Origin of the sequence: Lentzea xinjiangensis, assembly GCF_900110955.1 — a bacterium.
GTDB classification, from domain to species: domain Bacteria; phylum Actinomycetota; class Actinomycetes; order Mycobacteriales; family Pseudonocardiaceae; genus Lentzea; species Lentzea xinjiangensis.
The window spans coordinates 287,051-305,282 of record NZ_FOFR01000007.1 but is presented as its reverse complement, the minus strand read 5'-3'; the positions used below and the strand labels follow the sequence as shown (position 1 = coordinate 305,282).

The window sequence follows — 18,232 nt, the reverse complement described above, 5'->3', positions numbered from 1 at the left end:
ACGTCTTCCGTCTGCTCTACACGGGCAGACGGAAGACGTCTTCCCAATCCGTTGTGGACGCCCGAAAACTGAAGTGCACCAACTACTTCAGGAGAGGGCGGAACTGACGATGAACGGACGACTCGCTCGTGCCACCACTGCGGCAGGCATGCTGCTCGCCACCACCGCTTTGGGTTTGATCGACTCACCACCCAGCTCCGCTGCGCGGATCATGCCGCCCCGCTGCGGCTTCTACGAGGTGTCACCGCCGGTGGGAGAGCTCACCAGTCGGTACGTGCACTGCGCAGACAGCTTCATCCTCATCAAGTTCCACTGGAGCACGGGCAGCACCGGCACAACGTGCGTGCCGCCGTGGTGGCAGATTCCCTTCTACAGGGACGGGCAGCACAAGGTCGTCAACGCCTACTACGTGACCACTCCGCCCAGCCTCACCGGTTCACCCCATGACCGCAGGTGTTCGTTGGGACAACCACGAGTCTGATCAGGAAGCACCGGATCGTCGAGCCGTAGCGGACTTCGTCCGATTAAGTTCCCGAACGCGACGTTCCGCGAATTTGTGCGTCAGCACCGCGCGGAACGTCGGTTCGGCAACGCGCAAAGCCAACACCTGCTTGTCGGGCTTCGAGTGACAGACGGCCTGGACGATCAGGTCGGCCGCGTCGACCTTGTAGACGTGAGCGAGTTCAGCAAGCGTGATCAGGGTTGGCAGTGCGTGCCCGTTCTCGAACTGCGACAACTCAACGTTCGAGAGGGTCGGCACCTTCTCAGCGACCTCCGCCTGACTCGGTCCGGAGGCAATGCGCGCATCGCGCAGTGCCTTGCCCAGCGCGACGGGATACGGCTGCTGGGTGGAGAAATCACCCAGGGCGCGGTCGATGTCGAGGCCGCGCTCCGCCACCAGTTCCCGGAGGTCGGCGTCGTCTGCTTGTTGGAGAAGCGCCCGCGCACGGTCGACGCGTTCAGCCGACAGCCAGAAGTGATCCTCGGCAGGGACGACGTCCACATCGGTGCGCCGACCGACCACGCATGCCTTGGTGAACCGGCGCAACTGGTTGAGCAGGTCGACGTCAGAGAGGTGCACCAACTCCGTGAGGCGAGCGACGTTGTGCTCAACGGCCACTCGTTCGAGGAAAGCCACCAAGACGATGCCGCCTTTGCGGGTCCAGGAGAGGCGTTCGTCCTTGGGTGTCCGTTCGGTGATCTTCATCAGCGAGGTTCTTGGAGATGCGCGCCCTGAGCGATCAGCGTGTCGATGACGAGCTCAACCACGTCGATCGGGCTGTCGGTCTTGGGCGCCGTGGAAGTTCCAGGGCGACGTGAAGACAAGGGTCCGCCGTCTCGGCCCTTCCGCGGCCAAGGAAGGATGCCCTCGGATTCTCGCCATGTCAGGTCGCACTCGTTGCACGTCGGCCAATAGCGAGCTTCGTTGGGCCACCTGTCAGGACCGGCCGTCAACTCTATGCCGCAGAGGGTGTGGCCGACGTCGTTGACGCCTAGTTCTTGGGGTATCGCGTGGCGGCCCTCGTCGTGGGGCTGCCATTTGTAACTTCGAACCATGCCCGATCACTTCCCGTGAACGTCTGCGCGAACAGCGCGCCTGATGTCGGCTGTGATCCACGGAAATCGACATAACTGTGGAGAACCAGGGCGGGTACCCAGCCACAACCCAGCAGGAATCCGTCATCTGGCGCTCCTGCCTGCGTAAACGCCGGGATGACCCGACCGGGTGAAAATGAAGTTCTCTTGGTGGAACGGTTGTTCGGCAGGTGTTCCGAGCTAGCCTGTGCAGGCACAATGCGCCGAATTCGCGTCAGGGGAGACCGATGGCGAAGCCGAGGAAAGGGCTGGCCGCCCGCCGCAGGGCCATGGGGTATTCACAGGAGAGCCTCGCCGAGCTCCTGCGAATCACTCCCGGAACCGTCGGTCGCTGGGAGCAGGGCAAGTCCACTCCGGAACCCTGGCTGCAGCCGCGTCTCGCGACGGCACTGGAGGTGTCCGTTCAGGAACTGATCGATCTTCTGAATCCGCAGGCGGATTCGCCGGCAGACGAGACTGCGGACACCGATCGTCTAGATCGTGCGCTCGCGAATCCATCGAAGGTCGACCTCGTCACGGTGGCGGAACTGCGCCAGCACATCGCTCTGCTGAGCCACAGGTACGACGGTGAGCGGTCGACCGGGCTGTTGGCTGAGGCAGGGCAGGCGCTCGGCCAGACCCGTTTGCTGCGCGAACACGCACGTGAGTACCGGGTGAAGCGGGACCTGCTCGCGGCCGAAGCGGAAGCCTCCACCCTGATGGGCCAGTTCGTCTGGGATGCATCTCAGCGTCGCGATCACGATGCCGCGAAGGGGCATTTCACGACTGCGGCCGAAGCAGCACGCAAGATCAATGATCCGGTGCTGGAAGCAATCGCGCTTCTGCGCACGTCGTACGTCGAGCTCTACGGCACCGAAGATCCAGCCGAGGGCCTGGTTCTCACTGAACGTGCGGCCGACGTGGCTCGAGGGCACAGCGATGTGTTGACGGGGCTGGCAGAAATACATGCAGCTGAAGCACGGGCGATGCTCGGCGAACGCGTCGCGTGTGAGCGTTCGCTGGAACGAGCGCAAGACCACTTCGGACGGATTTCGGCCGACGAACCCGTCGTCGAGATGTTCTCCGAAACACAACACGACCGCCTGGCAGGGTCCTGCTACTTGCGCTTGAACGAGGCATCGAAAGCCCAGTTGACGTTGGAACGGGTTGCATCCCAAGCACCATCCCGCTCGAAGTCGCGCAGCATCGTGCTGGCGAATTTGAGCTTGGCGCACATCCAACAGCGCGAACTCGATCACGCCGCGGCAGCCCTGCACATCGCGATCGACTCCGTCGAGGCCACATGGGGCGGCGGTGGCCTCAAGGTGATCTTCGGCGTGGCCCAGGAACTCCGTCCCTGGCGGAAGGAACCTGTGGTAGATCAGGTGTATGACCGCCTTTTCACCATGATGGCGGCGTCGTAGAAAGGTTTGCCTGTGGCGAATCCGGACGAGGCCAAGAACGAGATCCGCCACCGCGTCTGGGACTTGCTCACCGAACACCGCGCCGCTCAACCGGACGTGCACGGCTCGATCCCGAACTTCGTGGGCGCTGAGCTGGCTGCTCAGAGGCTCGCGGAGTTGTCGGTCTGGAAGCTTGCGCGCGTGGTGAAGGCAGTCCCGGACAAGCCGCAGGCTCCGGTCAGGGTGCTGGGTCTTCAGCAGGGCAAGCTGCTTTACGTGGCGGTTCCGAAGATCGCTGCTGAGAAGCCGTTCTACGAGCTTGACCCGGCGAAGCTGCCTGTTTCGCCAGAGGAAGCGGCGGTGCCGAAGAAGGCCGCGTTGTTCGCGAGGACCGTCGACACGGACGAGATGCCGAAGATCGACCTGCTCGTGTGTGGAACCGTGGCGGTGAACCGCCGAGGTGTCAGGCTCGGCAAGGGCGCGGGATACGCCGACATCGAAGTCGCCCTGTTGCAGGAGGCAGGGCTGATCAGTGAGGCGACGACGATTGTGACGACGGTCCACGATCTCCAGGTGGTCGAGGGAGACCTCCCGGAGACCAGCCACGACTTCTCCGTCGACCTGATCGTCACCCCGACTCAGGTCATCGAGTGTGGACCGCCTCGACGTCCGGCGGGGATCCTGTGGTCGGAGCTGGATCCAGCGAAGATCGCTGCCATTCCGGCGCTCGCGTCGCGGGCAGCTCAGCGCAACGTGTCTGGCCTGTGACTACCTGATCGGCTCAGCGATGTCTTCTGGCTTGGAGTGCCTCCAACAACTACGCAGGTAGTACGGCGGAGCGCGAGAAGCGAGGGGAAACACGTGGGGGCTCAACCTGACCTGCGAACGCAGGTGACGTTCGCGTGGCTCGAACTGACTGGAAAGTGCCAGCTGCAGTGCGACCACTGCTATGCCGACTCTGGCCCGATTGGTTCGCACGGTGCGATGACTGCCGAGGACTGGGTTAGGTCGATCGATCAGCTCGCCGGCCTCGGAACGAGGATGGTCCAGTTCATCGGGGGAGAGCCGACTCTGCACCGTGCGCTGCCTGGCCTCGTCCATCACGCGCTTGACCGCGGGCTGAGGGTCGAAGTGTTCACGAACCTGGTGCACGTCCGCCCGGAGCTGTGGGAGGTCTTCTCGCGGTCCGGCGTCCAGCTCGCCACCAGCTACTACTCGGATGCGGCCGAGCAGCATGAACGGATCACACGAGGTCGGCGAAGTTACGAGCGGACGAGGTCGAACCTTATAGAAGCTGTTCGGCGATCGATTCCGGTACGGGTGGGCGTGATCGACGTCGATGAGAGGCAAGGCGTCAACGAGGCAGTGACGCAGCTAAGAGACCTTGGGGTCGTCGGCGAGGTGCGGATCGATCGTCTGCGCCAGGTCGGCCGCGGTGTCCGCGATCGTGGGCCTGACCTCGGTGAACTGTGTGGTCAGTGTGGTGACGGTAGGGTCGCGATCGCACCGGACGGGTCGGTGTGGCCGTGCGTGTTCTCCCGATGGTTACCGGTAGGGAACGTGCGGGAGGAGTCGCTCGCCGACATCCTGACGGGATCGAGGATGACGGAGACTGCAGCTGTGCTCGCGACGGAGTTCGCTCGGCGGCCCCTAAACCCGTGTGTGCCCAACATGTGTGATCCGCAGTGCGGGCCGAGCTGCAGCCCGGCGTGTCGACCTGCCGGCAACTGCGTACCTTCGGGAGCCTGCGCTCCGGACTACGACTGATCGAAGGAACTTCCACCTATGCTCGCCCGCCGCGCGTACATCCCCGAAGAGCTACTGTCCCGTGGCTCCCGGAGACCGTGGCCGCTCGACGTGCCGTGCGTCGCCCAGCTGGCCGACGAGGGGATGACATTCGAGCGGCCGGTGACCTTCCTGGTCGGCGAGAACGGCTCCGGCAAATCCACGCTGGTCGAGGCTTTCGCCGAGGCCTGGGGGCTGGATGGGCAGGGCGGGCGGGCTGGACGGAAGTACGTCAACGACCGGCCGAAGTCAGAGCTCGGTGAGATGGTGCGGTTCGAGACCACCGCTCTCGGTGCCCGGCACCGCATCGGTCCGCGGACGAAGCGCAAGGGCTACTTCCTGCGTGCGGAGACCGCGTTCGGGTTCATGAACGCGGTCAGCGGAATGAACGGGTACTGGGACGAGGACACGAGCGAGATGAGCCACGGAGAGGGCTTCCTCACCGTGTTCGCCGCGATGTTCCGCGAACCGGGCTTCTACCTGATGGACGAGCCCGAGGCCGCGCTGTCGTTCCAGTCCTGCCTGCGGCTGATGCACCTCATGTACGAGCTCGGCAAGTCGGGTGCGCAGATCATCTGCGCGACCCACTCACCGATCCTGGCGTCCACACCGGACGCCGACATCATCGAAGTGGGGGAGCACGGCTTCCAACGGACGAAGTGGGAGGACCTCGCGCTGGTCGACCACTGGCGCCGGTACATGGCCACGCCCGAGGTCTATCTGCGCTACGTCACCGAGGAGTAGCGGTGCCCGTCGACCTCAGCGACGCCGATGCCCAGTTCCGCGAATGGATGCGCGAGAACCTTCAGCGAGCCGCAGCGCACTTCAGTCTTGTTCTAATCGGCGAGCCTCGGCTCGGTTGGATCGATCGCTCGATTGGCGCCCTTGCCGGTCGCGGTGAGGAGCGGTTCTGGTTGAGGGTGGTGTCCGAGAACAAGCAGTGGATCGATGGCGCCTTCTGGACTGGCAACCTCGACGCCAACGTGTTCACCGACTTGGCCAAACCTCGCGTGCTGGACGTCTACGAGTGGGAGGAGTACCGGCAACAGCGCGCCGAGGTGCTGACCTTGTTGCCAGGCTTGCCGTGCTCCCACACCGATGCGCTTCGCGAACCGATCGACCTGCCCGACGCATGGTGGGCTGAACTCCGCCGCACGATCGACGCGGTCGCTTCCACGCCAACAAATCGGGTCAACGCGGACCAGGAACTGGTCAGCAACCGAATCCGGCAGCGGTTCGGGGATGCCATGAAACCCGTTGTCTCCCAGTGGGAAACGGTGCACGGAGATCTGCATTGGGCCAATCTCATGGGGCCGGGCTTCGGCCTGCTCGACTGGGAGTGGTGGGGACGTGGTCCAGCGGGCACCGACGCCGCGACCTTGCTCTGTTACAGCCTGCTCGTGCCGGAGATGGTCGAGCGGGTTCGTTCCGTCTTCGGCGACGTGCTGGAGTCAGAGCCAGGCCGGCTTGCCCAGCTCTACGTCGCATCCAGGCTCTTCCGCCGGATGGACAAGGGTGATCACCCCGATCTCGCCGCGGTGCTCGCGGTCCACGCCGAATCGCTCATGTGAGCGGTCTGGCCATGACGTAACACCCGATCGGGCGACCAGCGGTGTTTCTGCAGGTGAGACATAGCAGTTGCGGGATTCGTGCTAGGTCGCTGCGCGATTGATGAGCTGGTCTGACCTGCGGTGGAGCAGTTGGCTGATTGTGCCTGGCACAACAGATCCCAGCTACTGCAAGGAAACTCTCATGCCGCAGAGATGCTCCACGGCTCGTGGCCGTGAGTTCGGTGAAGGCGTGCGGGCGGCTATCAAGGCCTCCGGAATGCCCGCGCGACGGGTCGCTGAACTCGTCGGCTGGCAGGAGGCGAAGCTGTCGGACTTCCTGAACGGCAAGATCGGATGTACCGAGACCGAACTTGCTCTTCTGCTGGGGGTCTGCCGCACGGCCGTTGAGGAACGTGACCGCCTGCTGAACCTCCTGCCCGAGACGTATGTCAAAGGGTGGTGGCAGCAGCACGGCTCGTGTGTGCCGGTGCGGCTTCGCACGCTCGTCCAGAACGTTGCGGCGGCGAAGACCCTGACCACGTGGCATCCCTACGGGATTCCGGTGTTTCTGCAGTCGGTGGACCACCTGCGTGCGGCGATCTCGGCTTGTCCGAATGTGCCGGACGGGGAGATGGACCGACGTGTCAAGGCTGGGCAGGAGTTGCAGGAACTGCTGTTCGGCGGTGGGGTGCAGTGCGCGGTTTACCTCCACGAGCAGGCGCTACATCTGCCTGTCGGTGGACATGACGTTCATGTCGGCCAGGTGCATCACCTGTTGCTGATGGCGGTTCGCAGCAACGTCACGATCCGGATCTTGCCGACGGCCGTCGGTGCTCACGCAGGCATGAGCGGGGCGTTTACTCAGCTGACCTTCCCGGCGTACGAGCCACTGGTCTTCCTCGAACACGAGAACTCCACGCTCATCCAGGAAGACAAAACAGCGGTCGAGAGCTACCAGGAGATTGTCCGCTCGCTCGACAGATCCAGCCTCAACGAGGAACAGTCCAAAACGATGCTGCTCCAACTCGGCGAGCGGTTGTCGGCCGCTGACTCCTCGGGACCCGCCAGGCACCTACCAGGTGCACTGGCCGCTGGCGTGCCCTTCCCCGGCGGCTACAGGTTGTGAGTCGGGGGCTGCCTGCTCGCCCGTGCCATGAGCAGGCAGCCCCAACGTTCCTGGAATCAGCTACGCGGCCAGCGGGTGGTGCTCACCGGTGAGCGCGGCCAGCGCTGTGGCGACTTCTTCGAGGGTCGCCCGGACGTAGGTCGTAGTGCTCCCTGCGTCGGTGTTGGTGTCGTTGTGTCCGGCGAACGCACGGGCGACGGCGTAGCCGAATTGCCGTTCGACCCACGTGAGTGTGGTGTACCTGAGCCAGTGCGTACTCACGCCTTGTTTGCCCGCCCACGCGAGGTTCTCGCCGACGCGATTCCACAGGTTGTCGTAGCGGTGATAGGTGATCGGGCGGCCGTCCGCGTAGCGCAGGAGACGACCGTTCATCGGTGCGCCGCGATGTTCGACGTGCTGGAGCAGGTGCCACATCAACGTGGGGGAGACCGGTTGCCACCGTGAGGACTCACCCTTCTCCCGGAGGTAGACCAGACACTGCTCCTCGTCGAGATCTTTAGGGCGCAGGGCCAGCGCGCCGCCGCGACGGGCAGCGGTCTCGGTGTGGAACCGGATGATCAGCGAATCGAGTTGAGGGTCGTTGCCCGTGGTGGCGACGACATCGTTGAGTTGGTTCATCTGTTTGCCGGACAACGCCCGCCGGTTGCTGGGCTGGCGTCGGGGCTTCGGCACCTTTGCGGCCGGGTTGGAGCGTTCGTCGACTAGTTCGTCGTTGACGGCATGCCGGTAGAGGCAGCGCAACGCGGCGATCAGGTGCTCGGCAGCGGAGTTGCCGTTGCGGGTGTTACGGCGCACGGTGAGGTTCGCCTTGATGTGCTGGACCAGCCGTTGGATGTCGGTGGGAGTGCGGTCGCTGAGTGAGATGTCCGCCCATTGATCGAGGACGCGGTTCCAGTACGGGCTGTAGGCGCGGCGGGTGCCGTCGCTCACGGCCGCAGCCACGACCGGGATGTATTCGGCGAAGGTCGGGGCCGGCGACTTCACAGCCTTGAGCAGGTCCTCCGCCGTCACACCCATCCGGTCGAGAACCAAGCGTGCGGCGTCGAGCTCAGCCTGGGTCGGTGCGCCGGTCACAGGTCCTCACCGCCTTGCAGGACGGGCAGCACCAACTGGTCCAGCGCGCCGGGCGGGAACACCGTGACCGTCTGCTGGTCGAGGTGAGCGACGAGCAGCACCCGGTCGCCGGTACCCAGGTGCGCTGCTCGACGGGCGTCGGCCGGTAGCCGGACGTGTCCTTGTCTAGTGAGCTTGAAGACGCCGTGCGGGTCGGCGGCCACAGCCAGCAGGCCGTCGTGTTCGCGGATGCTCAGGCGGGTTGCGGCGGTCCAGTTCAACGCGGCGGTCATCTGGCGGTCAGCGACCCGGCCGCGTTCGTCGACCGTGGCGACGCTGTACAGGACGTTGCTCAGCCGTTGCGGCGGTGATACCGGAACGGCGATAAGCGGGAGAGGCTGACCGGCAATACGGGCAGATGCGCCCCGTGTGTTTCCTGGCGCGGTGTCAGGAACGATGGGACGGATGTAGGAAATGGTCATCGAACGCCACCCGGAAGTGGCGCCGAAACGCAAAACAGGTGCTCAAGCGTACTTGAGCACCTGTCACGTAGACGTGGCACACGTGCCACTTTTTCGTGTCCGAGGGGGGACTTGAACCCCCACCCCCTTGCGGGGACTAGCACCTCAAGCTAGCGCGTCTGCCATTCCGCCACCCGGACGTATTCAGTTCTGCCTCGGCTCTCGCCGTGGTGTGTGCATAGGTTACATGATCGTCGCCGTGGGCCAAAATCGGGGGTGCCGGGCGATGTTTGTGCTGGTAGCGCAGGTGGTGGGGGTGTGGCGTCTGGCCGAAACTCTGTGCGGCGGTCTCGAGGGGCCGGGGGACCTAAATCCAGCCTTTGGCGCGTGCGAAGCGGGCTGCTTCGTGGCGGTTCGAGGCGCCGGTTTTGCCCACGGCTGAGGAGAGGTAGTTGCGGACCGTGCCGGGGGATAGGGAGGCTCGGCGGGCTATTTCGTCGATGGGGGCGCCTTCCAGGGCCAGTTCCAGGACGTCTGCCTCGCGTGGGGTCAGGGGGCTGTCGCCGGCGCTGATGGCTTCGGCGGCCAGGGCCGGGTCGACGTAGCGGCCTCCTGTGTGGACGGTGCGGACGACGGTGGCCAGGACGTCCGCCGAGACGGTTTTCGGGAGGAAGCCCCGCACGCCTGCGGCCAGGGCTCGTTTCAGGTGGCCCGGGCGGCCGTGGCTGGTGACGATCATGGTGCGGCAGGTGGGGAGGTCGGTGGCGAGGGCTTGGGCCACGGAGACGCCGTCGAGGTCCGGCATCTGCAGGTCGATCACGGCTACGTCGGGGTGGACGACCCTGGCGGTGGCCAGGGCTTCGGCGCCGGTGGCGGCTTGGGCCACTACCTGCAGGTCGTCTTCCAGGGAGAGCAGGGCGGCCATGGCTCCGCGGATCAGGTGTTCGTCGTCGGCCAGCAGGATGCGGATCACGGGAGCTCCACGGTCAGCACGAAGCGGTTGGGGGCTTCGGACGCCGCGGTCACGGAGCCGCCCAGGGCCGAGACTCGTTCACGCAGGCCTGTCAGGCCGCTGCCGAAGCGGAAGCCGGTGGTCGAGGCGCCGTCGTTGGACATCGTGAGCTTCTTGCCCCGCAACATGATCGTGCACGTGCGGGCCTCGCTGTGGCGCAGCACGTTGGTCACTCCCTCGCGCACCGCCCAGCCCAGCGCGCCGGCTGGTTCGCCGTCGAACGTCACGTCGCCGATCACGCGGCAGTCGATGCCCGCGGAGGCGAGCAGGGATCGTGCGCCGGCCAGTTCCACGGACAGGTCGGCGGTGCGGTAGCCGCTCACGACGGCGCGCAGTTCGTCCATCGAGTCCTGGGCGAGGCGGCGGACCTCGAGCATCTCGTCGACGGCGGACGACGTGCGGCCGCGGCGGGCCAGCTGGGCCGCCAGTTCGGCTTTCAGGGCCACGACGGAGAGGTTGCGGCCGACCACGTCGTGCAGGTCGCGGGCGAAGCGGAGGCGTTCCTCGGCCACGGCGAGGCTTGCGCGGACCTCGCGGGAGCGGTCGAGCTCCCAGACCAGGCTGAGCATCCACAGCGTGGTGCGGAAGGCGAGCGCCACGAACGCCAGCATGAGGCTCATCGCCATCGCGTGGCCTGGGGGCGCGGTGAGGAAGAGGAAGGTGCTGCCCGCCGCGGTCGCCAGGGTCAGGGGGAGCGGGCGGAGCACCGTGGAGAGCGCCGTGATTGTCAGCACCAGGAGCAGCACCGCGATGCCGTCGGCGGGGCTGTCGGGCTTGCCGGGAGCCGGGTGGGGGTAGGCGAGCTCTCCGGCGGCCAGCACGACGCAGGTGACGACCAGGAAGATCGCCAGCCACAGCCGGGGGTACGGGACCCTGCCGAGGTAGTGCTCGATGCCGAGGTGGACCAGCCGCACGCTGAGCAGGGTGTGGACCAGCACGGCCGTCGTGAGTACGAGGACGGCGGCCGTGCCGATCTCGCCGGCCATGCCCAGGAGCAGCAGCGGTGGCAGGAACAGGTAGGTCACGTAGAACGTGCCGCGGACGAACAGGTCGAACCGCGCCGCGTTGCCACGTGACGACCACCAGCCGAGCAAGCTCACCTCCGAGGATCCCACCGGAACCACCGGCGTACAGCGTAGGTCCCGAGGCCGGTCCACACCGCCAGGACGAGCATCGGGCGCAGCACCGGACCGTCTTCCCAGCCGGCGCGCAGCAGGTCGAGCACGGGCGTCAGCGGCAGGAACTCCAGCACCGACGCGACCTGCTCCGGCAGTGCGGACAGCGGGATCACCAGCCCGGAGCCCAGCATGCACGCCATCAGCACCGGCAGTGACGTCACCTGCGCCATCTCGACGGTGCGGGTGAACGCCGAGGACGCCGCCGCGAGCAGCACGAACACGACCACGCCGCCGGCCACGCCGGCCAGGAGGAACCACGGGCGGGCCGGCAGCGCCACGTCCGTCATCGCGCCGATGATCACCGCGAACAACGCCGTCTGCCCCAGGCCCACGACGACGGACGGCAGGGACGCGCCGAGGAGGATCTCCGGGTCCGTCAGCTCACCGACGCGCAGCCGTTTGAGCACCAGCTCCTCGCGCCGCGCCACGAACGTGGTGACGAGGTTGTAGTACACCGCCATCAGCAGCACGAACCCGATGACGCCGACCACCAGGGCCCTGCCGTCGAGGTCCACCGAGATCAGCAGCGGCACGAGCAACAACGGCAGCACCAGCGAGTTGAACAGCGCGGTCCGGTTGCGCCAGAACAGCTTCAGCTCGGCCTTGCCCACGGCCACGGCCCTCATGCCGCCTCCTCCGCGATCGCCAGGAACGCTTCCTCGAGCGAAGCCGACCGCGCGTCCAGACCGGACAGCACGACGCCGTTCGCGTGAGCCCACGAGAGCAGCTCGTGCAGCGACTCCTGCAAGTTGTTGGTCCGCACCGTCACGCGCCCCGACACCTCCGCCTCCACCACGACCGGCAGGGGCACGCCCTCGGGCGGTACGAACGAGATGCGGGCCGGGTAGGCGTCCACGACCTCCGAGACCGTTCCCTGCGCGACGATCCGGCCGCGGTGCATGATCGCGAGCCGGTCGGCCAGCGCCTGCGCCTCCTCCAGGTAGTGCGTGGTCAGCAGCACGGTCACGCCTTCGAGCAGCAGCGCACGGATCAGCTTCCACGTGTTGCGGCGGCTCTCCGGGTCGAGCCCGGTGGTCGGCTCGTCGAGGAAGAGCACCTCGGGCTTGCCCAGCAGGGCCAGCGCCAGGTCGAGGCGGCGCCGCTCGCCGCCGGAGAGCTGCTTCACCCGCACCGAGGCCCGGTGCGTCAGGTCCACCAGGGACAACGCCTCGTCGACCGGCCGCGGCGAGGTCAGCGTCCCCGCCCACATCCCGGTGGCCTCGCTCACCGTCAGGTCGGGCGGGAAGCCGCCTTCCTGCAACATCACGCCGACCCGTGGCCGGACGAGCCTGCGTTCGCTGAACGGGTCGTGCCCGAGCACCCGCACGGTCCCCTCGGCCGGGCGGGAGAGTCCCTCCACCACCTCCACTGTGGACGTCTTGCCCGCGCCGTTCGTGCCGAGGAGGGCGAACATCTCGCCGCGCTCGACGTCGAACGACACGTTGCGTACGGCCTCGAAACCCCCGCTGTACCGGCGAGTCAGCCCGCGCACCTCGATCGCTGTCATGCGTTCACGATCTCGGCCGAGACGGCCGTTGGGCAGTGCCGCCCCACATCAGTTCCCCATGACAGATGTCATGGACGCGACTTGCGACCGTTAGATTAAGGACGTAATCTAACGGTCGTGCCAAAACACGCGGATCCCGTCGAGCGCCGTCAGCAGGTGGTCGCCGCCCTCTACCGGGTGGTGGACGCCGAGGGGCTCGACGCGGCGAGCCTGCCCAGGATCGCCAGGGAGCTGAACGCCACCACGGGCCTGCTGCAGAAGTACTTCCGCAGCAAGGACGAGCTGCTGCTGTTCGCGCAGGACCAGCTCGTGGAGGAGCTCACCGCGAGCGTGCGGGAGGTGCTGAACCAAGAGGGGAGCCTTCAGGACCGGCTGCACAAGGCGTTGTGCGCCATCGCGCTCGTCGACGACGCGGCGCGTGCACGGGTGTGGCTCGCGTTCGCCGCACGCGCGGCGGCCAATCCCGTGCTGCTGCAACGGCACGTAGTGGGTGCACAAGAGATCAGGGAGCTGTGCCGGCATGTGCTGGAGGTGGCGGGTCGTGACGGCGGGGAGGCCGTCGGGCTCGCCGCCCTGGTCGACGGGGTGACGACGCAACGCGCCCTGGAGCCGGACGTGATGACGGCGGAGGTGGCGAGCCGGGTGATCGCCCGCCACCTCGCCAGACTGTGGGGGAACGGATGACCTGGGGACTGGTGGCGGCGCTGGCGGGACTGGCGCTGCTCGACTCGACGAGCATCGGGACGCTCTTCATCCCGATCTGGCTCATGCTCACACCGGGGCGGCTGAGGCTCAGCCGGTTCGGCGTCTACCTCGGCACGATCACGGTGTTCTACTTCGTGGTCGGCGTCCTGATCGTGCTCGGCGCCTCGCAGGTGGCCGGCCACCTCGACGGCCCGGTCGCCCTGTGGGTACAGCTCGCGATCGGCGTGTTCCTGTTCGTCATCAGCTTCCGGTTCGACAGCAAGAAGAAGCCGAACACGGGGAAGTGGCGGGACCGGATCAGCGCCAACGGGTCCGTGCTCGCGCTCGCGGGCGTGGCGGTGCTGGCGGGTGTGGTCGAGCTCGCGACGATGCTGCCGTACCTGGGCGCGATCGGCATGATGAGCGCCGCCGACCTGAGGCCCGCCCAGGTCGGGCTGCTGCTCGCCGGGTACTGCCTGGTCATGATCGTGCCCGCGGTGGTCCTGCTCGCGGCCAGGCTCGCGCTGCGCCGCCGGGTCGAGCCCCTGCTGAACCGGATCTCCACGTGGTTCACCGAGAAGGGGGCGAGCACCACGGGCTGGGTCCTCGGCATCGCCGGGTTCCTGGTGGCACGCGACGCGGTCGCGCGGTTGTTCCTGATGTGAACCACTTGGTCCGGTTGGCTGAACGACCCGGTTTCGTTTTCCTCCTACACTCGCGAGGATGACTCAGCCGGACGATCCGCGCAGATCGGTCCCGCGAGAGCTGGCGCCGCTGCTCCGGATGGAGGTGGCGCCGGTGTCGCTGAGCATTTTCGAGGCCATCGAGAAAGCCATTCCCGAATACAGCCGGTTCCGGGACAACGTCGTCGACGGCATTCGGCAGGCGCTGGTGAAGTTCGTCGACCGGATCGCCGCGCCGGAGTCCGAGCCGGACCCGCACGACGACATCCACCGCAAGCTCGGCGCCTGGGAGTTCAAGTCCGGCCGCAGCCTGGACAGCCTGCAGGCGGCCTACCGGATCGGGGCGCGGATCGCCTGGCGGCACGTCTGCGGGTTCGCCGAGCGGCGCGGGCTGCCGCTGCACCTGGTTTCGGTGCTGGGCGAGGCGATGTTCGCCCACGTCGACGAGCTGGTGAGCCTGTCGGTCGAGGGCTACGCGGCCGCCCAGGCGAGTGCGGCGGGCACGCTGGAGCGCAAGCGCCGCAAGCTGATGGAGCTGCTCGTCGGCGACCCGGCCGGCAACTGGCAGGCGGTGCTGGACGCGGCGCGGGCGGCGGCCTGGCCGATGCCCGGCCGGCTGTGCGCGGTGGCCCTGGAACCCTCCGCCGCGCCGGTCGGCGACCTGCCCGCGGAGGTGCTGGTCAACTTCGAGGACGCCACGCCCTACCTGCTGGTGCCGGACCCGGTGGCCGTGCCGCAGCGGCTGCGCCGGGCCCTGCCGGGGTGGCGGGCCGCGGTGGGACTGCCGGTGGCGCCGGCCCAGGCCCGCCGGTCGCTGACCTGCGCACGGCAGGTGCTCGCCCTGGTCAGGGCGAAGGTCCTGCCGGACCAGCCGGTCCTCGACTGCGCCGACCACCTCGTCGAGCTGACCCTGCTCGCCGACGAGTTCCTGGCCCGCCAGCTCGCCGAACGGGCGCTCGCGCCGCTCGCCCCGCTCACCGACCGGCAGCGCACCAAGCTCGCCGAGACGCTGCTCGTGTGGCTGTCGGCGCGGGGCGGCGCGCCCGAGGTCGCCGCCCGGCTGCAGGTGCACCCGCAGACCGTCCGCTACCGCGTGAACCAGTTGGACGAACTCTTCGGCGACCGGATGCACGACGCCGAGGAGCGCTTCACCCTCGAACTCGCACTGCGCGCCCACTATTTGTTGCAGCGTGACTGACAAATCGCCGGAAGCAATTCCGCACGCGGATGACAAAAGCGCCTTTTCGCTTGCCTCCCGGAATGCGGCGCGGTTACTTTACTGGCGAGTAACGCAACACCGCCTTCTTGCAGTTCAATGTCGTACTCAGGAGGTCCCTGCAGATGAAGACCGGATTTCTCGCGCGTGCCGCCGCCTGCGTTCTGCTCGCCGGAGCGTTCGGCGTGGCGACCGCCGGCACCGGCTCGGCCGCCGAGGCGGAGCTGAACATCACCTACTCGTGCCAGTTCTCGATCGCCGGCACGCACGACATGCCGTCCGTGGTCAGCTCGCCCAATCTGCCGGACTCGGCCGTCGTCGGGGTGCCGACCGCGCCGGCCTCGGCGACGGTCACCACCACCGTGTCCGACGACGTCCGCAACACGCTGTGGTGGATCGGCGGCCGTTCCGTCGACGGCACGATGACCACGACCATCGCGGTGGACAACGCCGGCAGCGTCCAGAACCTGACGTCGACGCTGACCATCCCGAACACGCCGGTGCCCTCCTCCGGCTCCTTCGAGGTCGTCGCCACCGGCACCCTGCCGGGGCTGACGCTCGCGAACGCCGGCCCGACCACGATCAACCTCGGCAACGCGGACCTCGCGCTGACGCCGCGCTACGCCAACGGCGAGCCGACGTGGATCGGCGTCGTGCACGTCCCCTGCACGGTCAAGCCCGGCCAGGTCACCAAGTTCCACGAGTTCCCGGTGGCGGCCTCCTGATCCCGTGGTGGGATCGGCGGCATGGAGCTCCAGCAACTGGTGAACCGCATCGCCGCCGAGGTCACGCCAGGGGGTGAGGTGGCCGGGTACATCCCGGCCCTCGCCAGGACCGACCCGCACGCCTTCGGCCTCGCCGTCGCCACCCTCGACGGCGAGGTCTTCGGCGCGGGGGACCACCTCACGCCGTTCTCGATCCAGAGCATCTCCAAGGTCTTCACCCTCGCGCTGGCCCTGTCCCGGGACGACGGCGTGTGGTCGCGCGTGGGCCGCGAGCCGTCCGGGTCGCCGTTCAACTCGCTCGTGCAGCTGGAGACCGAGCAGGGCATCCCGCGCAACCCGTTCATCAACGCCGGCGCGCTCGTCGTCACCGACCACCTCGGACTCGGTGCCGCGGACCGGCTGCTCGGCTTCCTGCGCCGGGAGAGCGGCAATCCGGCCCTCGACGTCGATCCCGAGGTCGCCAAGTCCGAGCTAGGCCACTCCGATCGCAACCGCGCTCTCGCGCACTTCATGAGCTCGTACGGCAACATGCGCAACGACGTCGACGTCGTCGTGCGGGAGTACGTGCGGCAGTGCTCGATCGCGATGAGCTGCGCGGACCTGGCCCGGGCCACCCTGTTCCTCGCCCGTCACGGCGTCCGCAACGACGGTACCCGGCTGCTCGGCGTCAGCGGCGCCAAGCGCGTCAACGCGGTGATGCTCACCTGCGGCACCTACGACGCCGCCGGCCAGTTCGCCTACCGCGTCGGCCTGCCCGGCAAGAGCGGCGTCGGCGGCGGCGTCATCGCGGTCGTCCCCGGCAGGTGCGCGATCTGCGTGTGGAGCCCCGGTCTGGACGCCCGCGGCAACTCCGTGGCCGGGGTCGACGCGCTGGACCGGTTCACGACTCTCACGGGCTGGTCGGTGTTCTGACCGCCGCCGGAACGGGGTGGTAGGAAGACGGGGTGAGCACAGTGGAGAACGCGCTGGCACGGGCGCAGGACGAGGCAGTGGCACTGGTCAGCGAGCTGATCAGGATCGACACCACCAACACCGGTGATCCCGCGACGCTGGTGGGGGAGCGCGCGGCCGCCGAGTGGGTGGCCGAGAAGCTGTCCGAGGTCGGCTACGAGACCACCTACGTCGAGTCGGGTGCGAAGGGCCGCGGCAACGTGGTCGCGCGCCTGGCCGGTGCGGACCCCGGCCGCGGTGCGCTGCTGGTCCACGGCCACCTCGACGTCGTCCCGGCCGACGCCTCCGAGTGGTCGGTGCACCCGTTCTCCGGCGCCGTGCAGGACGGCTACGTGTGGGGGCGCGGCGCGGTCGACATGAAGGACATGGTCGGCATGACGCTCGCGCTGGCCAGGCACTTCAAGCGCGAGAACGTCGTGCCGCTGCGCGACATCGTGTTCGCCTTCCTCGCCGACGAGGAGGCGGGCGGCCTGTTCGGCGCGAAGTGGCTGGTGGAGAACCGGCCCGAGCTCTTCGAGGGCGTCACGGAGGCGATCAGCGAGGTCGGCGGGTTCTCGGTCACGCTCAAGGACGACGTCCGCGCCTACCTGGTCGAGACCGCCGAGAAGGGCATCCGCTGGCTCAAGCTGCGGGTCAAGGGCACCGCCGGCCACGGCAGCATGATCCACCGCGACAACGCGGTCGCGAAGCTCGCCGCCGCGGTGACGCGCCTGGACCAGCACAGGTGGCCGCTGGTCATCCGGCCGTCGGTGCGGGAGTTCCTCGACGGTGTCAGCGAGATCACCGGCCTGGAGTTCCCGGACGACGACGTCGAGGGCTCGATCGGCAAGCTCGGCGCGCTGTCGCGGATGATCGGCGCGACGCTGCGCGACACCGCGAACCCCACGATGCTGTCCGCGGGCTACAAGGCGAACGTCATCCCGTCGACGGCCGAGGCCACTGTGGACTGCCGCATCCTGCCGGGCCGCGAGGAGGCGTTCGACCGCGAGCTCGCCGAGCTCCTCGGCCCGGACGTGGAACGCGAGTGGGTCGGCTTGCCGCCGGTGGAGACGACGTTCGACGGCGCCCTGGTCGACGCGATGACGGCGTCGATCATCGCCGAGGACCCCGGCGCCCGCGTGCTGCCGTACATGCTCTCCGGCGGCACCGACGCCAAGTCGTTCCAGCAGCTCGGCATCCGCAACTTCGGCTTCGCGCCGCTGAAGCTGCCGCCGGACCTCGACTTCTCCGGTCTCTTCCACGGCGTGGACGAGCGCGTGCCGGTGGACGCGCTCAAGTTCGGCGTCCGCGTCCTCGACCGCTTCCTGCGCAACAGCTAAGGGA

Annotated in this window: 21 protein-coding genes and 1 tRNA gene; 13 read left to right on the top strand and 9 right to left on the bottom strand. The window is 67.5% G+C overall.

Annotation, left to right across the window (positions count from 1 at the left end; all coding sequences use genetic code 11):
- The first annotated feature begins 148 nt into the window (after window positions 1-148).
- Window positions 149-481 carry a DUF6355 family natural product biosynthesis protein gene (locus BMW88_RS18445; protein ID WP_089952128.1) on the top strand — a complete coding sequence of 111 codons (333 nt, stop codon included), beginning with the start codon at window positions 149-151 and terminating at the stop codon, window positions 479-481.
- Here the strand turns inward: BMW88_RS18445 and BMW88_RS18440 are convergent, their stop codons facing one another.
- Both BMW88_RS18440 and BMW88_RS18435 read right to left on the bottom strand, forming a co-directional pair.
- Window positions 482-1,207: a helix-turn-helix domain-containing protein gene (locus tag BMW88_RS18440; protein WP_089952127.1), complete on the bottom strand. Its 726-nt coding sequence runs from the start codon at window positions 1,205-1,207 to the stop codon at window positions 482-484. It lies immediately after the preceding gene.
- On the bottom strand, window positions 1,207-1,557 hold the full coding sequence (locus BMW88_RS18435; protein ID WP_089952125.1) for an HC3 family zinc finger protein: 351 nt from the start codon (window positions 1,555-1,557) through the stop codon (window positions 1,207-1,209). Before BMW88_RS18435 ends, BMW88_RS18440 begins: the two co-directional genes overlap by 1 nt.
- A gap of 266 nt (window positions 1,558-1,823) precedes the next feature.
- Between BMW88_RS18435 and BMW88_RS18430 the strand changes: the two genes are divergently transcribed.
- The 6 genes from BMW88_RS18430 (at window position 1,824) to BMW88_RS18405 (ending at window position 7,439) form a co-directional block, all read left to right on the top strand.
- Complete coding sequence (locus BMW88_RS18430; RefSeq protein WP_089952123.1) at window positions 1,824-2,999, top strand: helix-turn-helix domain-containing protein; 1,176 nt, start codon at window positions 1,824-1,826, stop codon at window positions 2,997-2,999.
- 6 nt (window positions 3,000-3,005) lie between these two features.
- Window positions 3,006-3,746 (top strand): 5-formyltetrahydrofolate cyclo-ligase, encoded by a 741-nt coding sequence (locus BMW88_RS18425; protein ID WP_425434662.1) that lies wholly within the window; start codon window positions 3,006-3,008, stop codon window positions 3,744-3,746.
- A 93-nt stretch (window positions 3,747-3,839) separates the two neighbouring features.
- Window positions 3,840-4,745: a radical SAM/SPASM domain-containing protein gene (locus BMW88_RS18420; RefSeq protein ID WP_089952119.1), complete on the top strand. Its 906-nt coding sequence runs from the start codon at window positions 3,840-3,842 to the stop codon at window positions 4,743-4,745.
- 18 nt (window positions 4,746-4,763) lie between these two features.
- On the top strand, window positions 4,764-5,507 hold the full coding sequence (locus BMW88_RS18415; RefSeq protein ID WP_089952118.1) for an AAA family ATPase: 744 nt from the start codon (window positions 4,764-4,766) through the stop codon (window positions 5,505-5,507).
- Between the two features lie 2 nt (window positions 5,508-5,509).
- A complete protein-coding gene (locus tag BMW88_RS18410; RefSeq protein WP_245777888.1) occupies window positions 5,510-6,334 on the top strand; it encodes an aminoglycoside phosphotransferase in 825 nt (274 codons plus the stop codon).
- Between the two features lie 229 nt (window positions 6,335-6,563).
- Complete coding sequence (locus BMW88_RS18405; protein WP_177221169.1) at window positions 6,564-7,439, top strand: helix-turn-helix domain-containing protein; 876 nt, start codon at window positions 6,564-6,566, stop codon at window positions 7,437-7,439.
- A gap of 60 nt (window positions 7,440-7,499) precedes the next feature.
- On the opposite strand, the gene BMW88_RS18400 is transcribed toward BMW88_RS18405, so the two are convergent.
- From BMW88_RS18400 to BMW88_RS18370, 7 genes are all read right to left on the bottom strand, one after another.
- Window positions 7,500-8,513: a tyrosine-type recombinase/integrase gene (locus tag BMW88_RS18400; RefSeq protein WP_245777887.1), complete on the bottom strand. Its 1,014-nt coding sequence runs from the start codon at window positions 8,511-8,513 to the stop codon at window positions 7,500-7,502.
- On the bottom strand, window positions 8,510-8,785 hold the full coding sequence (locus BMW88_RS18395) for an AbrB/MazE/SpoVT family DNA-binding domain-containing protein (protein ID WP_245777886.1): 276 nt from the start codon (window positions 8,783-8,785) through the stop codon (window positions 8,510-8,512). Before BMW88_RS18395 ends, BMW88_RS18400 begins: the two co-directional genes overlap by 4 nt.
- 285 nt (window positions 8,786-9,070) lie before the next feature.
- Window positions 9,071-9,153 (bottom strand) — tRNA-Leu (locus BMW88_RS18390).
- Between the two features lie 167 nt (window positions 9,154-9,320).
- Window positions 9,321-9,926 carry a response regulator transcription factor gene (locus BMW88_RS18385; RefSeq protein WP_089952114.1) on the bottom strand — a complete coding sequence of 202 codons (606 nt, stop codon included), beginning with the start codon at window positions 9,924-9,926 and terminating at the stop codon, window positions 9,321-9,323.
- Complete coding sequence (locus BMW88_RS18380; protein ID WP_218148112.1) at window positions 9,923-11,065, bottom strand: sensor histidine kinase; 1,143 nt, start codon at window positions 11,063-11,065, stop codon at window positions 9,923-9,925. The genes BMW88_RS18385 and BMW88_RS18380 overlap by 4 nt, the downstream gene beginning before the upstream one ends.
- The gene (locus BMW88_RS18375) at window positions 11,062-11,769 is read right to left on the bottom strand and encodes an ABC transporter permease (protein WP_089952112.1); all 708 of its coding nucleotides are present in this window, start codon (window positions 11,767-11,769) and stop codon (window positions 11,062-11,064) included. Before BMW88_RS18375 ends, BMW88_RS18380 begins: the two co-directional genes overlap by 4 nt.
- Entirely contained in the window at window positions 11,766-12,650 is an 885-nt protein-coding gene (locus tag BMW88_RS18370) for an ABC transporter ATP-binding protein (protein WP_089952110.1), read from the bottom strand. Before BMW88_RS18370 ends, BMW88_RS18375 begins: the two co-directional genes overlap by 4 nt.
- Before the next feature lie 117 nt (window positions 12,651-12,767).
- On the opposite strand from BMW88_RS18370, the gene BMW88_RS18365 reads away from it, so the two are divergent.
- From BMW88_RS18365 to BMW88_RS18340, 6 genes are all read left to right on the top strand, one after another.
- Entirely contained in the window at window positions 12,768-13,334 is a 567-nt protein-coding gene (locus BMW88_RS18365) for a TetR/AcrR family transcriptional regulator (protein WP_089952108.1), read from the top strand.
- Window positions 13,331-13,999: a GAP family protein gene (locus tag BMW88_RS18360; RefSeq protein WP_089952106.1), complete on the top strand. Its 669-nt coding sequence runs from the start codon at window positions 13,331-13,333 to the stop codon at window positions 13,997-13,999. The genes BMW88_RS18365 and BMW88_RS18360 overlap by 4 nt, the downstream gene beginning before the upstream one ends.
- A gap of 58 nt (window positions 14,000-14,057) precedes the next feature.
- Window positions 14,058-15,215, top strand: coding sequence for a PucR family transcriptional regulator (locus BMW88_RS18355; RefSeq protein WP_089952104.1), 1,158 nt, complete (start codon window positions 14,058-14,060; stop codon window positions 15,213-15,215).
- 143 nt (window positions 15,216-15,358) lie between these two features.
- The gene (locus tag BMW88_RS18350) at window positions 15,359-15,958 is read left to right on the top strand and encodes a DUF6801 domain-containing protein (protein ID WP_089952102.1); all 600 of its coding nucleotides are present in this window, start codon (window positions 15,359-15,361) and stop codon (window positions 15,956-15,958) included.
- 21 nt (window positions 15,959-15,979) lie between these two features.
- Window positions 15,980-16,870, top strand: coding sequence for a glutaminase (locus BMW88_RS18345; RefSeq protein ID WP_089952100.1), 891 nt, complete (start codon window positions 15,980-15,982; stop codon window positions 16,868-16,870).
- 41 nt (window positions 16,871-16,911) lie between these two features.
- Window positions 16,912-18,228 (top strand): M20/M25/M40 family metallo-hydrolase, encoded by a 1,317-nt coding sequence (locus tag BMW88_RS18340; protein WP_089952098.1) that lies wholly within the window; start codon window positions 16,912-16,914, stop codon window positions 18,226-18,228.
- Window positions 18,229-18,232 lie beyond the last annotated feature (4 nt).

Coding starts and splice junctions, on each gene's coding strand:
- BMW88_RS18445 (WP_089952128.1), top strand. CDS start 149: ATGCTGCTCGCCACCACCGCTTTGGGTTTGATCGACTCACCACCCAGC.
- BMW88_RS18440 (WP_089952127.1), bottom strand. CDS start 1,207: ATGAAGATCACCGAACGGACACCCAAGGACGAACGCCTCTCCTGGACC.
- BMW88_RS18435 (WP_089952125.1), bottom strand. CDS start 1,557: ATGGTTCGAAGTTACAAATGGCAGCCCCACGACGAGGGCCGCCACGCG.
- BMW88_RS18430 (WP_089952123.1), top strand. CDS start 1,824: ATGGCGAAGCCGAGGAAAGGGCTGGCCGCCCGCCGCAGGGCCATGGGG.
- BMW88_RS18415 (WP_089952118.1), top strand. CDS start 4,764: ATGCTCGCCCGCCGCGCGTACATCCCCGAAGAGCTACTGTCCCGTGGC.
- BMW88_RS18395 (WP_245777886.1), bottom strand. CDS start 8,785: ATGACCGCCGCGTTGAACTGGACCGCCGCAACCCGCCTGAGCATCCGC.
- BMW88_RS18375 (WP_089952112.1), bottom strand. CDS start 11,769: ATGAGGGCCGTGGCCGTGGGCAAGGCCGAGCTGAAGCTGTTCTGGCGC.
- BMW88_RS18370 (WP_089952110.1), bottom strand. CDS start 12,650: ATGACAGCGATCGAGGTGCGCGGGCTGACTCGCCGGTACAGCGGGGGT.
- BMW88_RS18360 (WP_089952106.1), top strand. CDS start 13,331: ATGACCTGGGGACTGGTGGCGGCGCTGGCGGGACTGGCGCTGCTCGAC.
- BMW88_RS18355 (WP_089952104.1), top strand. CDS start 14,058: ATGACTCAGCCGGACGATCCGCGCAGATCGGTCCCGCGAGAGCTGGCG.
- BMW88_RS18350 (WP_089952102.1), top strand. CDS start 15,359: ATGAAGACCGGATTTCTCGCGCGTGCCGCCGCCTGCGTTCTGCTCGCC.
- BMW88_RS18345 (WP_089952100.1), top strand. CDS start 15,980: ATGGAGCTCCAGCAACTGGTGAACCGCATCGCCGCCGAGGTCACGCCA.